Here is a 14,273-nt window from a genome sequence, read left to right on the forward strand (position 1 = left end):
TAACGGCGGCGGCGTCCTGCGATCTAGTGGTTCTTCCTGATCATCGTGATCCCGTCGGCGACCGGCAGCATCACCACGCTCACCCGCGGGTCCTCGATCACCAGGTCGTTGAACTCGCGGATCTGCACCGTCGTCGTCTCCGAGTGCGCCGGGTCGGCCACGTGGCCGCTGCGCAGCGTGTTGTCGGCCAGCAGCAGGCCGCCCGGGCGCAGCCGCTCGACCAGCAACTCGTAGTAACCGGGGTAGTTGCCCTTGTCGGCGTCGAGGAAGGCCAGGTCGATCGGCTCGTCGAAGGCGGCCAGCGTCTCCAGGGCGGGCCCGAGCGTCAGCGAGACGCGGTCGGTCAGGCCCGCCCGCTCCCAGTAGCGCCGGGCGATCGACGTCCACTCCTCGCTCACGTCGAAGCAGTGCAGCCGCCCGCCGGACAACCCCCGCGCGATGCACACCGACGAGTAGCCGGTGAACGTGCCCACCTCGACCGCCACGGCCGGGGCCGCGAGCTGGGTCAGCATGGTCAGGAACCGGCCCTGGTCGGCGGAGATCTGCATCCTGGCGGCGTCGCCCGTCGCCTCGGCGGTCTCCCGCGCCAGCTCGTCGAGCAGGGGGTCGGGCGGGGTGGAGTGGTCGAGGATGTACCGGCCCACCGCGGGGTCGAGGAGGTTCGCCTTCATGAAGGTCATTCTCCCCTCACAGCGTTCTCTCATCGTCATCAGGTACCAATGAGGGGGCCGCCCCGGGCGGCTGTCCGGAGAGTGGTTCCGGCGTTGGTAGGGTCTGCGCGATCGGTGAGCTGGAAGTGGGCGGATGATGAAGCGGTTGGTTGCGGTCGCGGTCGCGTGTGCGGCGCTGGTGATGCTCGGTGTGCTGGCCTTCTCGGAGCCGGGTGAGACGGCCGGGTCGGTACGCCTGACCAGGCAGCTCGACGGTTCGATGGTGCTGGCCGACAGGTCCGGCGACGCCCCCGTGCTCGACGTGTACGAAGACTTCGACTGCCCGATCTGCAAGGAGATGCACTCCAAGGTCGACGGCACGATCCAGAAGCTGGCCAGGGAGGGCAGGCTCAAGGTCGTCTTCCACCCCGTGACGATCTTCCAGGACGAGCCCATGCGCTCCAACTCCATCAGGGCCGCGGCCGCCGCCCGATGCGTGCCGGAGGAGAACTGGCTGGCCTTCAGGGACGAGCTCTACGCCATGCAGCCCGCCCCGCACGGCTCGGCCTCGGGCTTCACCGTGCAGGAGCTGGTGGCCGCCGCCAGGAAGGCCGGCGCCTCGGTGGACGAGTGCGTCACCTCGCAGTCGTACGCCAAGACCCACCTGGCGGAGACCTCGAAGATCCACATCCAGGGCACGCCGACCGTCCTGCTCGACGGGCAGCAGCTCGGCAACGAGGTGTTCGACCCGGCGGCCCTCGAACGCGCCGTCACCGGGGGCGCGGGCGTGCAAGTGTAAAGGTCGTGTCCACAAGCTGAGACCGATGTGCCAGATGGTGAATCCCTGTGGCAGACTGGCAGGCACCATGTTCTACGGTCTGCTCATTATCGGCAGGCGCGCTGGCTGACACAGGGACACCGCCAGCGCGCAGACCTCTCACGTCCGTGAGGGGTCTTTTTGTTTTCCAGGACACGGATCCGAAAGAAGAGACTTCATGGCCGACGACCGCTTCCACGTCTACGACACGACCCTGCGCGACGGCGCGCAGCAGGAAGGACTCAACCTCACCGTCGTCGACAAGCTCGCCATCGCACGGCAGCTGGACAGCCTGGGCGTCGGTTTCATCGAGGGGGGCTGGCCGGGCGCCAACCCCAAGGACACAGAGTTCTTCAGGCGCGCTCGAACAGAGCTCGACCTGAAGCACGCGCAGCTCGCCGCGTTCGGCGCGACCCGCCGGGCCGGTGTGAAGGCCGCCGACGACCCATTGGTAGCCGCATTGCGCGAATCCGGCGCGCCGGTCGTGACCCTTGTCGCCAAGAGCCACGACCGGCACGTGGAGCTGGCCCTCCGCACGACTCTCCAGGAGAACCTCGCGATGATCCGCGATACGGTTTCTCACCTTCGTGCGGAGGGACAGCGAGTCTTCCTCGACGCCGAGCACTTCTTCGACGGCTACACGTCCAATCCAGCCTACGCGCTGGAAGTGCTGCGGACCGCCGCCGAAGCCGGGGCCGACGTCATCGCCCTGTGTGACACGAACGGCGGCATGCTGCCCGACGAGCTGGCCGAGACCGTGCACGCGGCCGTCCAGACCGGGGCCCGCGTCGGCATCCACTGCCACGACGACACCGGCTGCGCCGTCGCCAACACCCTCGCCGCGGTCAAGGCGGGCGCCACGCACGTCCAGGGCTGCGCCAACGGCTACGGCGAGCGCTCGGGCAACGCCAACCTCTTCACCGTCGTCGCCAACCTCCAGCTCAAGCGCGGCTTCGACCTCGTGCCGCGGGAGGCGCTGGCGGACATGACCCGCATCGCACACGCGATCACCGAGGTCACCAACGTCACCCCCAACTCGCACGCCCCCTACGTCGGCATGTCCGCCTTCGCCCACAAGGCCGGCCTGCACGCCAGCGCCATCAAGGTCGACCCCAACCTGTACCAGCACATCGACCCGGCCGCCGTGGGCAACGACATGCGCATGCTCGTCTCCGACATGGCCGGCCGCGCCTCCGTCGAGCTCAAGGGCCGCGAGCTGGGCTACGAGCTGACCCCCGAGCACACCAAGACGCTCGTCGAGCGCGTCAAGGAGCTGGAGTCGCAGGGCTTCACCTTCGAGGCCGCGGACGCGTCGTTCGAGCTGCTGCTGCGCGACACCGTCCAGGGGGCGCGCCGGCGGCACTTCGAGGTGGAGTCGTGGCGGGTGATCGTCGAGCGGACGAAGGGCGGCGAGCTGGTCAGCGAGGCCACCGTCAAGCTGCACGCCAAGGGCGAGCGCATCGTCGCCACCGGCGAGGGCAACGGCCCCGTGAACGCCCTGGACAAGGCCGTACGGCAAGGGCTTGAGCAGCTCTACCCCGAGCTGGCCCGGCTGGAGCTGGTGGACTACAAGGTCCGCATCCTCGAAGGCACCCACGGCACGGACGCCGTCACCCGCGTCCTCATCACCTCCAGCGACGACACCGCCGAGTGGGCGACGGTGGGGGTGGCCGAGAACATCATCGACGCCTCCTGGCAGGCGCTGGAGCAGGCGGTCACGTACGGCCTGCTGCGCGCCGGCCGCGACTGCAGCTGACCCCGGGGGCGGCGCGCCCCGAGCGGTCTTCGCTTTGTGGGCGCTGCGCGCCCAGGGGAGCTCAGGCGTTCTTGACCTGGCGCCTTCGGCGCACCCCGTGCCCCGGCCCTCAGCCGTGGGCGCGAGGCAAGGGGTGACCCGGGTGGCCCCACTGGGCGCTGCCGGGCGTCAGTGAGGAAGGACCTCGCCCCTTACGCCGGGGAGATCGCCGAGCATCCCTGTGCCCGGGATCAGGCGCGGGGTCCCGTGTCTCTCATCTCGTCGTCGAGCGCCTCGCGGGCTGCGGCGACGTCGGTTTCGAAGTCGGGGTCCAGGGAGGCCGTGCCTCTCGCCAGGAACGCCTTGACCATCGTGGGAGCCGGTGCGATCACGGCGGCGGAGTTTCTGGACGCTTCGGTGGCGGTCATCACCTCATGGAATCAGGTCATCTGATTGGTGGGACGCCGTCGGGAGGGTCGCCGGGGCGGACGAGGCCGGATTCGTAGGCGTGGCGGACCATCTGGGCGCGGTCCCGGAGGGCGAGTTTGGTCAGCAGGCGATTGATGTGGGTGCTGACGGTCGCCTCCGTGATGGACAGCGTGCCGGCGATCTCGGTGTTGGACAGGCCCTGCGCCACCAGCCGCAACACCTCCTCCTCCCGGGCGGTCACCCCCCTGGCCGCCGGCGACGGGGCGGGGGCCGTACGCCGGTAGGCCGCCACGACGCGGCCGGTGACCGCCGGGTCGAGCAGGACGTCGCCCCGCGCGGCGCTGCGGATGGCGGCGAACAGGTGCTCGGGCGGCGACACCTTGAGCAGGAACCCGCTGACCCCGGCGTGCAGCGCGAGGTCGAGGTTCTCGTCGGTGTCGTAGGTGGTCAGCATGATCACCCGTGGGGGCGCGGGGGTCGCGAGGATGCGGCGGGCGGCCTCCAGGCCGTTCAGGCGGGGCATCGCGATGTCGAGCAGCACGACGTCGGGGCGCAGGTCGCGGGCCAGCTCCACGGCCCGCTCGCCGTCGGCCGCCTCGCCCAGCACGGACAGGTCCGGCTGGGTGCCGATCATCAGGCGCAGCCCGGCCCTGATCATCCCCTGGTCGTCGGCGATCACCACGCCGATCCCGCCGCCGGGCTCGTCAAGGGCGGGATCGGCGAAGGCGTCGGGGGCGTCCGGGTGCCCTGGGGAGGAGGGCGTCACAGGGGGAGCTCCGCACGTACCGTGAAGCCGCCCCCAGGGAGGGGCGCCGCCGCCAGCGTGCCCTCGAAGAGGGCGGCTCGCTCGCGCATGCCGATCAGCCCGTGGCCGCCGCCGCCCCCGGCCGACGGCGGCCGGGGGCCGCGCGGCCCCTCGTCCGTGATCTCCAGCCGGAGCTCCGCCGGCAGGTACGCGACGCTCACCGCCGCCCGCGTCGGCCCCGCGTGCTTGAGGGTGTTGGTCAGCGCCTCCTGGACGATCCGGTACGCCGACAGATCCAGCCCGGCCGACAACGGCGCCCGCTCGCCCGACACCGCCAGCGTGACGTCGAGCCCGGCCGACCTGAACTGCTCCAGCAGATCCGCCAGCCGGTCGAGGCCGGCCTGCGGGAGCAGGTCGCCGTCCTGCGTGCCGCGCAGCAGCCCGAGCATGCGCCGCAGCTCCTCCATGGCCTCCCGGCCGGCCGCCTCCACCGTGCTGAGCGCCTGCCGCTCGGACTCCTGGTCCGCGCGCAGGAGCAGCCGTACGGTCCCGGTGTGCATGGTCATCACGCTGACGCTGTGCGCGACGATGTCGTGCAGCTCGCGGGCGATGCGGGCGCGTTCCTCCTGCACCGACTCGCGGGCCAGCAGCGCGCCGCGCTCGGCCGCCTGCACGGCCAGCACGCGGTGGCGGCGTACGGCCAGACCGGCTCCGGCGGCGATGGCGCACATCACCAGCGCCACGGCGACGTCCCCCCATCCGGACGGAGGGGAGGTCCTGGACAGCATGGCGGCCACGAACACGCCCGTCGCGGTCAGCCCGGCCACGGCCCGCGCGCTGTCGGGGCGCACCTCGGCCAGCAGCGTGCACAGCAGCACGAGCTGGGTGTAGAACTGCCAGGCCGCGGGGGACCCGGGCGCCAGCGCGAACGTCGCGATGTTGGCGGCCGAGTAGACGGCCAGGATCGCGAACGGCGCGCGCGTCCGGAACAGCACCGCCACGGCGGTGACCAGCCCGGCGGCGATCCACAGCAGCACGTAGGAGCGGGGAGAGGCCATCGAGCGCACGCTGACCTCCTCCGCGACCGCGAACAGGGCCACGACCGCCGCCACGAGCCAGTCGACGGGGGAGGGGGAACGGCGGTGGAGCATGAGGCGAGAGTAGCCCGCCCGGATTGTCGCAATGTGCAGCGGAATCCACCGAAAGGGGGACGTCGGATCCAAGCCTGCCTTGACGACGGACCTGGCGGGCGACGCCTACCGTGCCCGGCATGTTCACCGACGCGCTCTTCATCCGCCGCCTCCTGGCCGGCGGCAGCCTCGTCCTGGCCCCGGTCTGCCTGATCCTCGGCATGATCACCGACCCGTCCGAGCCCGGGGTCGAGGACCCGCTGGTCTACGCGCACAACCCGGGCGCCGTGGGCGTCAGCGCGACGCTCCTGCACTACGCCTGGGTGCTGTTCGTGCCGGGGGTGATCGGCATGGTCCTGCTCGTCCGGGGCAAGGGCAGGGCGCTGGCCACCGTCGCGGGCGCGCTCGCGGTGCTCGGCCTGATCAACTTCTCGTCGCTGATGATCTCCGACTTCTTTGACGTCGTCCTCTTCGACGCCCTGCCCGCCGCGCAGGCCGAGCAGCTCATGCGGGACGCGGCGCAGCCCGCCCTCATCGCCGCCTGGCAGCTGCCCGGGATGATCGGGTCCTTCCTGGGCCTGGTCCTCGTCGCGGTCGCGTACGCGCGGGCGGGGCTGGCGGGCTGGTGGTTCCCGGCGGGCGTGCTGGCGGGCATCGTGGTGTGGCTGTTCGGCGCGAGCGCGTGGAACCTGGTACTCGGGATCGGCGGCCCCGTCATCCTGCTGGCCGCGTTCGGCACCGTCGGCGTGTCGATCATCCGCACGCCGGCGCGGCGGGAGCGGGCGGCCTAGAGCCGGTCGGGGCCGCCGTCCTCGTCCAGCCAGGCCACGACGTGCGTGGTGAAGCTGTCCACGAGGGTCAGGGGTTCGCCGGCCAGCACGAGGAGGGCGACGAGCTGGTTGACGCCGAACGCGCGCTCCCAGGTGACCGCCCGCCGGTAGGTGCCGGCGTCGACGGCGTCGCGCAGGCGCTCCCAGCCGTGCCAGCCCATGAAGGCCGCGTCGATCGCCGGGTCGAACAGGTGGGCCCGGTCCCAGTCGAGGACGCCGACCAGCTTGCCGTCGGCGTCCCAGTGGACGTTGTCGCCGACGAGGTCGCCGTGGACCAGCGAGTCGGGGACCTGTTCCAGGGCCAGGGCGTCGTCGAGGCGCCGGCGTCCCTCCTCCCGCCACCTGGCCGGGAAGCGCGGGATGACCTCTTCGGCGAGGATCGTGCTCCAGCTCGCGGGCCCGGCGTACGAGCGCGGGGCGGGCAGCAGGGCGCGCAGCTCCGGGGTGACGGGCAGCTCCCGGAGGGCGCCGAGCAGCTCGCCGATCAGGGCCGGGTCGCCCTGGCCCGCGCCGAGACCGGCGCCGTCCAGCCAGGACACGGCCACGGCGGCGCGCTCCCCGAACGTCGTCACCGGCGTCAGCGGCTCGGGCACCGCGAACGGCAGCCCGGCGGCCGCGATCGCGCGCAGCAGCTCGGTCCGCCGCGGCAGCGCCGCGCTCACGCTCGGCCGCCGGCCGACCCGCACGGCCGCCACCCCGGGGAGCAGCACGACGTCGTGCATCCCGCCGGGGGCGAGCCGCGCACTGCCGAGGGGAGCGCCGGGCACGAGCGCGTCGGCGATCTCCAGCAGGTCAGGGGGCACGGGCTCGCTCATCGGCTCATCTCTTCCGAGGGGGAGGGGGTACGCGTAGAGCCTACGCGGGTCCTGACCGGTGCCCGGCCTCCATACGATGGGGTCCCATGAGCTTCAGTGTGCTCGGCGTGCACGCCCACCCGGACGACGAGGCGATCTGGACCGGCGGCACCCTCGCCAAATACGCCGACGAGGGCGCCACGACCGCCGTCGTCACCTGCACCTGGGCCGAGGGCACCCAGCGGGCGCAGGAGCTGGAACGGGCCCTCGACATCCTCGGCGCGGGCAAGCCCCGGCTGCTCGGCCTCGCCGACGCGGGCAAGCCCGAGTCCGCCCCCGGCCGTCCGCGCTTCCTCGACGTGCCGTTCGACGAGGCGGTCGGCCTGCTGGTCGAGCACATCAGAGCCGTCCGGCCCGACGTCGTGCTCACCTTCGACGGCTTCGGCGGCTACGGTCATCCCGACCACGTGCACGTGCACCGGGTCACCCTGGCCGCGGTCGAGGCGGCCGGCTACGACCAGCTCTATCCCGGCATGGGCGATCCCTGGCGGCCGCACGCGCTCTACCTGGCGACCGTCCCGCGCTCGGTCGTGACGGCCCACTGGCGGGCGGTCTTCGGCGCCGATCCGGAGCCGGGCCAGGCCCTGCCCGGCGTCCCCGACCACCAGGTCTCGGCCGCGATCGACGTCTCGCGCTGGTCGGAGCGCAAGTGGGCGGCCATGCTCGCCCACGAGTCCGAGGTGCAGCGCGGCGCGTCGATGACCATGCTGACCGGGCTGCCGGAGCGGGCCCGCGCCCAGATGCTCGCCAACGAGTGGTACCGCCGGATCGCCTTCTAGACCGGCTAGAGCAGGCCCGCGGAGAGGGTCTCGCCCTCGATCTTGAGCTTGCCCCCCGAGCACGACACCTTGGGCGAGTCGGTGCCCGGCACGATCACCGTCAGCAGCGACTTCGCCGCCGGCGACACCACCACGTTGGTCGCGTCCTTGGCCAGGTAGGTGGGCGAGACCCAGCCCAGCTCGCCGCCGCGCTCCACCTTCTGGCCGCCGACCCGCTCGCACGCGGAGAACTGCATCAGCGTCACCTTGAAGGCGCCGTCGGCCAGCACCACCTTGCCGCCGCTGTTCGAGACGACCTTGTACGAGGGCGCGAACCGCCACAGGTTCCTGACCTTCTTGCCCCCGGAGGCCGTGTCGAGCACCGCCATCAGGTCCTGGCCGTGGTTCACCAGCACCGAACGCGTCCGGCTCACGCCGTAGGCCCGGTCCGTGAGGCGGAAGGCCTGCCGGTCCTTGCCGTAGGAGGTCTTGGTCAGCTTGGACGAGGTGCGCGGCCGGAACCGGGCCCCCTCGACCGTCGGCACATTGTGCGCCTCGGGGGAGAGCGTCCAGTAGCGGTAGGCGCTCTTCTCGTAGGAGTGGAAGCCGCCGTCCATGAGGATGTCGCGGCCCTGCGCGTAGTACGTCACGCCCAGGTGGTCCTCGTGCCCGTGGAACTTCATGCCGGGCCCGAACCTGATCGAGTAGTACGACGAGTCCGGCTTGCCCCAGGCCGTCCGGCCGTAGACGTAACCGGCCTTGTAGACCTTGACCTTCTGCTTCGGGGTGCCGGTCTCCATCTTCGGCTCGGTCTCGGCGCTGCCGTCGCCGATCGGGACCATGTAGCCGTTGGGCATCGTGGAGTGGGCGATGAAGTCCTTCAGCGCCTCGGCCCGCCGGCTGATCTCGGCCGGCACCTTGCGGTCGCACGCCTTCATGTTGGTGATGGCGACCTGGAGGCGGCCGTACACGTAGACGGCGTAGCGGGGGGCCTGCTCCATGAGCGCGCCCTGGGAGTCGACGTCGAGCTTGACCGTGCCGGTGAGCCGCCTGGAGGCCAGGTTCGACCAGTCGGAGCGGCCGTACCGGCAGCCGATGCCCATGAGGGCGATGTCCTGGTCGATGCCGTGGTTGTGGCCCTTCTTGTACAGCCGCGCGTCCGACAGCAGCCTGGCGTGGTCGGCCAGGCTGTCCTTCAGCCAGCTGTCCTTGACGTGCATGCTCAGGCACAACAACGGCTGCGTGCGCAGCGAGACCGGGTGGTCCTTCCACACGTACGGCTTGGTGGCGGCGGCCCCGCGCCGGTTGTTCGCCACCCAGTCCTTGGTGATCTCGGTGGCACGATCCAGGTAACGCCGCTCGCCGGTGTTCTCGTAGGCCACGACCAGCGTGCCCATCCAGCGCAACGACTGGAAGACGAACTCCCACGACCGGTTCCGGTACGGGCTCGCCCCCCAGTCGATGTCCTTGCCCAGCTTGTACGCCGGCAGCCCCACCAGCGAGATCTCGCCCTTCATGACGTCCTCGGCCGTCGGCGTGCCCGGCAGCCAGTCGCCTTGGCACTGCGCGGTACGGGTCACCTTGTCGGCGGCCTGCGCCGGGCTCGTCAGCCCGCCGAGCGCGAGCGTGAGGGCAAGAGGTATCGCGAGCCGGCGCACGCCAGGGTTCCTTCCGGACAAGAAAGTGAGGGCGGGACATGCTTTCGGAATCACGATCAACCGGTCAAGTCGCGTACCGGATCGTTAACGGCCCGATGCCCGCCGGTGCCTCCGGCAGCGCGGATGTCATGCTGGAGCCGTGAGATTCGACGACATCGTGCTGCCCGACACGCCCGCCTGCCGCGGCGCGCTGGAGGTGGCCACCCGCTACCAGTCACCCTCGCTGCTCAACCACTCCGTACGCGCGTACCTGTGGGCCGCCGCCTACGCCCGGAGCAGGGCGATCGACTTCGACGCCGAGCTGCTCTACGTGTCGTCAATGCTGCACGACATCGGCCTGGTCGCCGAGTTCGACAGCCAGACGGTGCCGTTCGAGGAGGCCGGCGGCCACGTGGCGTGGGCCTTCTGCGCGGGGGCCGGCTGGTCGCCCGAGCGCCGGCTGCGCGCCTCCGAGGTGATCATCCGGCACATGTGGGAGGAGGTGCCGGTGGAGGAGGACCCGGAGGGCCACCTGCTGGAACTGTCCACCGGCATGGACATCTCCGGCCGGCGCACCGAGGACATCCCCGACGGCGTGCGGCGCGAGGTGCTGGAGCGCTACCCGCGGCTGGAGATCGCCAAGGAGTTCGCCGCCTGCATCGCCGACCAGGGCGCGCGCAAGCCGTCGAGCTACGCCGGCCGGTTCGTGCGCGGCGGGATCGCCGACCGCATCGCCGCCAACCCCCTCGACGCCTAGCCCTTGGGTCCGGCGCTCTGCACGACGTCGAAGCTCCACACCTGGGAGTCCGTCGCCGCCGGGCCCTGCCCGTGACCGTGACCCTGGCCGTGACCCTGGCCCTGCTCCGCGGCGGCCTGGGCGTGGCCGCGCTGGAAGGCCTGGCCCTGCTGCCACGTCTGGAAGTCCTCCTCGCTGCGCCAGCGCGTGTAGACGAGGTACTGGTCGGTGCCCTCGACCGGCCGCAGCAGCTCGAACCACTCGAACCCGTCGGCCGACTCCACCATCCCGGCCCGGCCGGAGAACCGCCGCTCCAGCTCCTCCCGCATCTCGGCGGGCACGGTCAGGACGTTGATCTTCACGATGGACAACGGAGGACCCCTCTCGGCGAAGCCTTAGCGCACGACCCGCTGCGTCGCAGGTGAGGGCTCCAGGCTAACGCGGGCCACCGCCGGTACGTGATCCCTGTCCAGCGCGTCCCGCAGGTTCGGCAGGGTGACCCGGGACAGGTGCTCGCTCAGCTCGCTCATCGGGGCGGCCTCGTCGGCGGCCACGCGCAGCCGTACCTCCGGGTGGCCGCGCGGGCCGACCAGGTCGGCGTCGGCGTTCAGGACGGCGGGGCTGGCCGCGACGTCGGCGGCGACCGCGTGGGCCATCCCGCCCGCCGCGATCTCGGTGACGCCGTCCGGGCCGGCCTCCAGGCGCAGCCGGGTGCGGGCGTCCCTGCGTCCCTGCGCGACCAGCCAGCGCAGGGCCAGCAGCGCGACCAGGACCGACACGGCGGCCACGGCCCACCACACGGGCGGGCTGTTGCGGGCGAAGAACCCGCGCACGCCGGCGTCCACGATCGGCGTGGACGGCCCCAGCAGCCCGCGCGCCAGCGCCAGCCCGCCGAGCACGGCCAGCACCAGCCCGACCAGGGCCAGCCCCCACCGGTTGCCGCGGCCGGTCTTCCTGTTCATCGGCGCTCCTTGACGTTGACCGCCACCCGGTACGGCTCCACCGGGTCCAGCCCGGCGAGCCTGGTGAGGACGGCTTCGCGCACGGCCCGGCCGAAGCCCTCGTCGTCCCAGCCGGACGTGGCGGGCGTGACGGCGACCGTATGGCCGCGCAGGCTGGCGTGCGCCGAGCGCACCCCGGGCACCTCCTCGGCGGCGTGCTCCAGGGCCCTGGTGAAGCTCTTGGGACGCACGCCGATGATCAGGTCCGGGTCGCCGGTCCGCACGGGGACCATCCGCGGCCGTCCCGGCACCAGGGCGGTGACCAGCAGCGCCAGCCCTGCCAGCGCCACGATCGCGGCCCCGGTCAGGACCAGCGGGTCCGACCACGGCGTCGTGGCCGCCCACGCCAGCATCCGGTCGTAGGGCAGCCATCGCAACGGGCTGCCGGCCAGCGCGGACACCGTCTCGGCGGCGACCAGCAGCCCCAGCAGCGTGAGCAGGACGGCGACCACGATGGCCGGCACCCGGCGCTGCGGCCGGAACGCGCGCACCGCGGCCCGGTCGGCGCCCTTGTCCCGCGGCGGCGCCGCTCCCGGCTCGCCCCGATGCGCCCCCGCCACGCCCGCCGGGACGGCCCCCGGCGTCTCCACGGGCTCCCCGGACGGGAGCGGGCGGGTCATGCCGGGCCTCCCGCCAGATCGGTCATGATCACGTCGAGGCGGGTGACGTCCAGGCCGGTCTGCATGGCCACCCGGTTGCGCACGTGCTCCCGCAGCCGCGCGGCCACGGCGTGCAGCGGGGCCGGGTAGGCGACGGTCACGTCCAGCTTCAGGGTGGCCCGCTCGCCGCGCACCTCGGCGCTGGACGAGTGCGTCCACGGCGCCCCGCCCAGCCGCACGTCGAGGACCTCGGGCACCTCACGCGCCGCGCAGCAGGCGATCTTGGTGACCACCCGCTCGGAGATCTCGGTACGGCCCCGCCGCTCGGGCTCGGCCGACGGCGCGAGCCGCTGCCGGGGAACCGTGACGTGGGCAGTGGTGGTCATCGCCGCCTCGCGGTCAGGCCGGACAGGTTCAGCTCGCCGGTCTCGGCGACCTTGCCGACCAGGAAGCCGACCGCGCCGAGCACGAGGACGAGCAGGAACGCGCCGAGGCCGCCGAAGGCCCCCGCGAGTCCGAGGATGATGCCGACCGCCATGCCGATGACCGGCAGCCAAGGGACGTTGCTCATGATTCCTCCACCACGTCGATCACCACGTCGTCGATGTGCACGTTCACGGGACGTCCGCCGCCCGGCTCCCACACCGCCCGGCGGACGTCCTCGGCGGTCTCCGGCAGCGGCCGTACCAGGGTCGCCACGATGGCGATCTCCACCGTGTCCCCGTCGGCCGAGACGCCCATGACCCGCGCCCCGGGCAGGTACGTCGCCACCGTCCCGAACGGCCCGCCGGAGAGCCCCGCCACCCCCGGGCAGGCCCGTACGAGCTCGGCCAGCGTCTCGGCCTCCGCCTTGGCGTCGGCGTCGGCGTCGTCCCGCGTATAGGCGGTGGCGCCGGGCCCGGTCATTGGACCCGGGGCTCCGGCTGCTCGATGACCTCGCGGCGACCGTCGCCCCTGTCCCTGTCCCTGTCGCGGTCCTGGCCGGGCAGGTGCACGTCGTCCACCCTGATGTTGACCTCGGTCACCTCCAGGCCGCACATGCGCTCGACCGCCGCGATGACGTTCCTGCGCACGGCCGCGGCCAGGTCGGGGATGGCGGTGCCGTACTCGGCGACCAGGTCCATGTCCACGGCCGCCTGGCGCTCGCCGACCTCGACCGAGACGCCCTGGGCGACGCTGCGCTCCCCGCCGACCATCCCGCGCACGTTGCCGAGCGCCCTGGCGGCGCCGCCGCCCATGGCGTGCACGCCGGATACCTCGCGTGCGGCCAGCCCGGCGATCTTGGCGACGACGACGTCGTCGATGCTCGTCGTGCCCTTGTCGGTGACCAGCGAAGTCGCCGGCCCGCCCTCCTGCGTTCTGGCCCGCGGTACGGCAGAAGTCTGGTTGACCATCGTGTCCGGCACGTTCCGTCACCCCCTAGAAGTCTCTGATAAGCAGAGATATCCGCTTAACCACCACCGATGCCCCACAAAACGGACTCTGGGGGCATTTATGGAGAGTTCCTGACTTTTTTGCCGGTGGGCGGACCCCTCCGGCGGCGGCGATAGCCTTGTCAGGTGCGTATAGCGAGGTTCTCCACAGGCGAAGGCGTGTCGTTCGGCGTGGTCGAAGGCGGCCCTGGAGAGGAGTTCGTCTCCACGGTCTCCGGCCATCCGTTCGGCCAGGTGCAGTTCACCGGCGAGCGCTTCCCGCTGTCCCAGGTGAAGCTGCTGGCCCCGATGCTGCCGAGCAAGGTCGTCGCCATCGGCAGGAACTACGCCGAGCACGCCCGCGAGATGGGCAACGAGGTGCCCGACGAGCCGCTCATCTTCATGAAGCCGTCCACGTCGGTGATCGGCCACGGCGAGGCCATCGCCTACCCGACCTCGCTGTCCGACCGGGTCGACTACGAGGGCGAGCTGGCCGTGGTGATCGGCAGGCTCTGCCGCGACGTGCCCGTCGACCGGGTCAAGGACGTCATCTTCGGCTACACCTGCGCCAACGACGTCACCGCCCGTGACCTGCAGAAGAAGGACGTGCAGTTCACCCGGGCCAAGAGCTTCGACACGTTCTGCCCGCTCGGGCCCTGGATCCAGACCGATCTCGACGCGAGCGACCTGGCGCTGACCACCACGGTCAACGGCGAGATCCGGCAGAGCGGCCGCACCAGCCAGCTCATCAACGACATCCCCGCGCTGGTCGCCTACGTCAGCGCCGTCATGACGCTGATCCCCGGCGACGTCATCCTGACCGGCACCCCGGCGGGCGTCGGTCCGCTGGAGATCGGCGACGAGGTCAGCGTCGGCATCGAAGGCATCGGCACTCTCACGAACAAGGTGGTCTCCCGTGACTGATCTACGGGTGCGTTTC

General features: G+C 71.9%; 19 protein-coding genes. 6 read left to right on the plus strand and 13 right to left on the minus strand.

Annotation, left to right across the window (positions count from 1 at the left end):
* Positions 1-23: 23 nt before the first annotated feature.
* The gene (locus ACIBK9_RS42460) at positions 24-671 is read right to left on the minus strand and encodes an O-methyltransferase (RefSeq protein ID WP_397164582.1); all 648 of its coding nucleotides are present in this window, start codon (positions 669-671) and stop codon (positions 24-26) included.
* Between the two features lie 145 nt (positions 672-816).
* Here ACIBK9_RS42460 and ACIBK9_RS42465 point away from each other — a divergent pair, with 145 nt between their 5' ends.
* On the plus strand, positions 817-1,449 hold the full coding sequence (locus tag ACIBK9_RS42465; protein ID WP_397164584.1) for a DsbA family protein: 633 nt from the start codon (positions 817-819) through the stop codon (positions 1,447-1,449).
* A gap of 196 nt (positions 1,450-1,645) precedes the next feature.
* Positions 1,646-3,223, plus strand: coding sequence for a citramalate synthase (gene cimA, locus ACIBK9_RS42470; RefSeq protein WP_358288591.1), 1,578 nt, complete (start codon positions 1,646-1,648; stop codon positions 3,221-3,223).
* Between the two features lie 230 nt (positions 3,224-3,453).
* Here cimA and ACIBK9_RS42475 read toward each other — a convergent pair whose 3' ends face one another.
* From ACIBK9_RS42475 to ACIBK9_RS42485, 3 genes are read right to left on the minus strand one after another with little or no spacing between them, the layout of a single operon-like run.
* Positions 3,454-3,630, minus strand: a complete 177-nt coding sequence (locus ACIBK9_RS42475) for a hypothetical protein (protein ID WP_397164586.1) — start codon at positions 3,628-3,630, stop codon at positions 3,454-3,456.
* A 17-nt stretch (positions 3,631-3,647) separates the two neighbouring features.
* Positions 3,648-4,397 (minus strand): response regulator, encoded by a 750-nt coding sequence (locus ACIBK9_RS42480; RefSeq protein WP_397164588.1) that lies wholly within the window; start codon positions 4,395-4,397, stop codon positions 3,648-3,650.
* Complete coding sequence (locus ACIBK9_RS42485; RefSeq protein ID WP_397164589.1) at positions 4,394-5,527, minus strand: sensor histidine kinase; 1,134 nt, start codon at positions 5,525-5,527, stop codon at positions 4,394-4,396. Before ACIBK9_RS42485 ends, ACIBK9_RS42480 begins: the two co-directional genes overlap by 4 nt.
* A gap of 119 nt (positions 5,528-5,646) precedes the next feature.
* On the opposite strand from ACIBK9_RS42485, the gene ACIBK9_RS42490 reads away from it, so the two are divergent.
* Positions 5,647-6,297 (plus strand): hypothetical protein, encoded by a 651-nt coding sequence (locus ACIBK9_RS42490; protein WP_397164591.1) that lies wholly within the window; start codon positions 5,647-5,649, stop codon positions 6,295-6,297.
* Here ACIBK9_RS42490 and ACIBK9_RS42495 read toward each other — a convergent pair.
* Complete coding sequence (locus ACIBK9_RS42495) at positions 6,294-7,151, minus strand: phosphotransferase (RefSeq protein WP_397164593.1); 858 nt, start codon at positions 7,149-7,151, stop codon at positions 6,294-6,296. The genes ACIBK9_RS42490 and ACIBK9_RS42495 overlap by 4 nt on opposite strands.
* A gap of 86 nt (positions 7,152-7,237) precedes the next feature.
* On the opposite strand from ACIBK9_RS42495, the gene ACIBK9_RS42500 reads away from it, so the two are divergent.
* Positions 7,238-7,969 carry a PIG-L family deacetylase gene (locus ACIBK9_RS42500; RefSeq protein WP_397164595.1) on the plus strand — a complete coding sequence of 244 codons (732 nt, stop codon included), beginning with the start codon at positions 7,238-7,240 and terminating at the stop codon, positions 7,967-7,969.
* Positions 7,970-7,974: 5 nt separating this feature from the next.
* Here ACIBK9_RS42500 and ACIBK9_RS42505 read toward each other — a convergent pair whose 3' ends face one another.
* On the minus strand, positions 7,975-9,606 hold the full coding sequence (locus ACIBK9_RS42505) for a heparinase II/III family protein (protein ID WP_397164597.1): 1,632 nt from the start codon (positions 9,604-9,606) through the stop codon (positions 7,975-7,977).
* A gap of 139 nt (positions 9,607-9,745) precedes the next feature.
* Between ACIBK9_RS42505 and ACIBK9_RS42510 the strand changes: the two genes are divergently transcribed.
* Positions 9,746-10,342, plus strand: coding sequence for an HD domain-containing protein (locus ACIBK9_RS42510; protein WP_397164599.1), 597 nt, complete (start codon positions 9,746-9,748; stop codon positions 10,340-10,342).
* Here the strand turns inward: ACIBK9_RS42510 and ACIBK9_RS42515 are convergent.
* The 7 genes from ACIBK9_RS42515 to ACIBK9_RS42545 are packed head-to-tail and all read right to left on the minus strand — an operon-like array spanning position 10,339 to position 13,315.
* A complete protein-coding gene (locus ACIBK9_RS42515) occupies positions 10,339-10,692 on the minus strand; it encodes an antibiotic biosynthesis monooxygenase family protein (RefSeq protein ID WP_397164600.1) in 354 nt (117 codons plus the stop codon). The genes ACIBK9_RS42510 and ACIBK9_RS42515 overlap by 4 nt on opposite strands.
* A gap of 24 nt (positions 10,693-10,716) precedes the next feature.
* Entirely contained in the window at positions 10,717-11,283 is a 567-nt protein-coding gene (locus ACIBK9_RS42520; RefSeq protein ID WP_397164602.1) for an alkaline shock response membrane anchor protein AmaP, read from the minus strand.
* Complete coding sequence (locus ACIBK9_RS42525; RefSeq protein ID WP_397164604.1) at positions 11,280-11,942, minus strand: DUF6286 domain-containing protein; 663 nt, start codon at positions 11,940-11,942, stop codon at positions 11,280-11,282. Before ACIBK9_RS42525 ends, ACIBK9_RS42520 begins: the two co-directional genes overlap by 4 nt.
* Positions 11,939-12,307 carry an Asp23/Gls24 family envelope stress response protein gene (locus ACIBK9_RS42530; RefSeq protein ID WP_397164606.1) on the minus strand — a complete coding sequence of 123 codons (369 nt, stop codon included), beginning with the start codon at positions 12,305-12,307 and terminating at the stop codon, positions 11,939-11,941. Before ACIBK9_RS42530 ends, ACIBK9_RS42525 begins: the two co-directional genes overlap by 4 nt.
* Complete coding sequence (locus ACIBK9_RS42535) at positions 12,304-12,492, minus strand: hypothetical protein (protein ID WP_352352177.1); 189 nt, start codon at positions 12,490-12,492, stop codon at positions 12,304-12,306. The genes ACIBK9_RS42530 and ACIBK9_RS42535 overlap by 4 nt, the downstream gene beginning before the upstream one ends.
* Complete coding sequence (locus ACIBK9_RS42540; protein WP_397164608.1) at positions 12,489-12,827, minus strand: hypothetical protein; 339 nt, start codon at positions 12,825-12,827, stop codon at positions 12,489-12,491. The genes ACIBK9_RS42535 and ACIBK9_RS42540 overlap by 4 nt, the downstream gene beginning before the upstream one ends.
* Positions 12,824-13,315 carry an Asp23/Gls24 family envelope stress response protein gene (locus ACIBK9_RS42545; protein ID WP_397164718.1) on the minus strand — a complete coding sequence of 164 codons (492 nt, stop codon included), beginning with the start codon at positions 13,313-13,315 and terminating at the stop codon, positions 12,824-12,826. Before ACIBK9_RS42545 ends, ACIBK9_RS42540 begins: the two co-directional genes overlap by 4 nt.
* Before the next feature lie 165 nt (positions 13,316-13,480).
* Between ACIBK9_RS42545 and ACIBK9_RS42550 the strand changes: the two genes are divergently transcribed.
* Entirely contained in the window at positions 13,481-14,257 is a 777-nt protein-coding gene (locus tag ACIBK9_RS42550; RefSeq protein ID WP_352352174.1) for a fumarylacetoacetate hydrolase family protein, read from the plus strand.
* The last annotated feature ends 16 nt before the right edge of the window (positions 14,258-14,273 follow it).

The sequence above is a fragment of the Nonomuraea sp. NPDC050227 genome (assembly GCF_044459705.1).
GTDB lineage: Bacteria > Actinomycetota > Actinomycetes > Streptosporangiales > Streptosporangiaceae > Nonomuraea.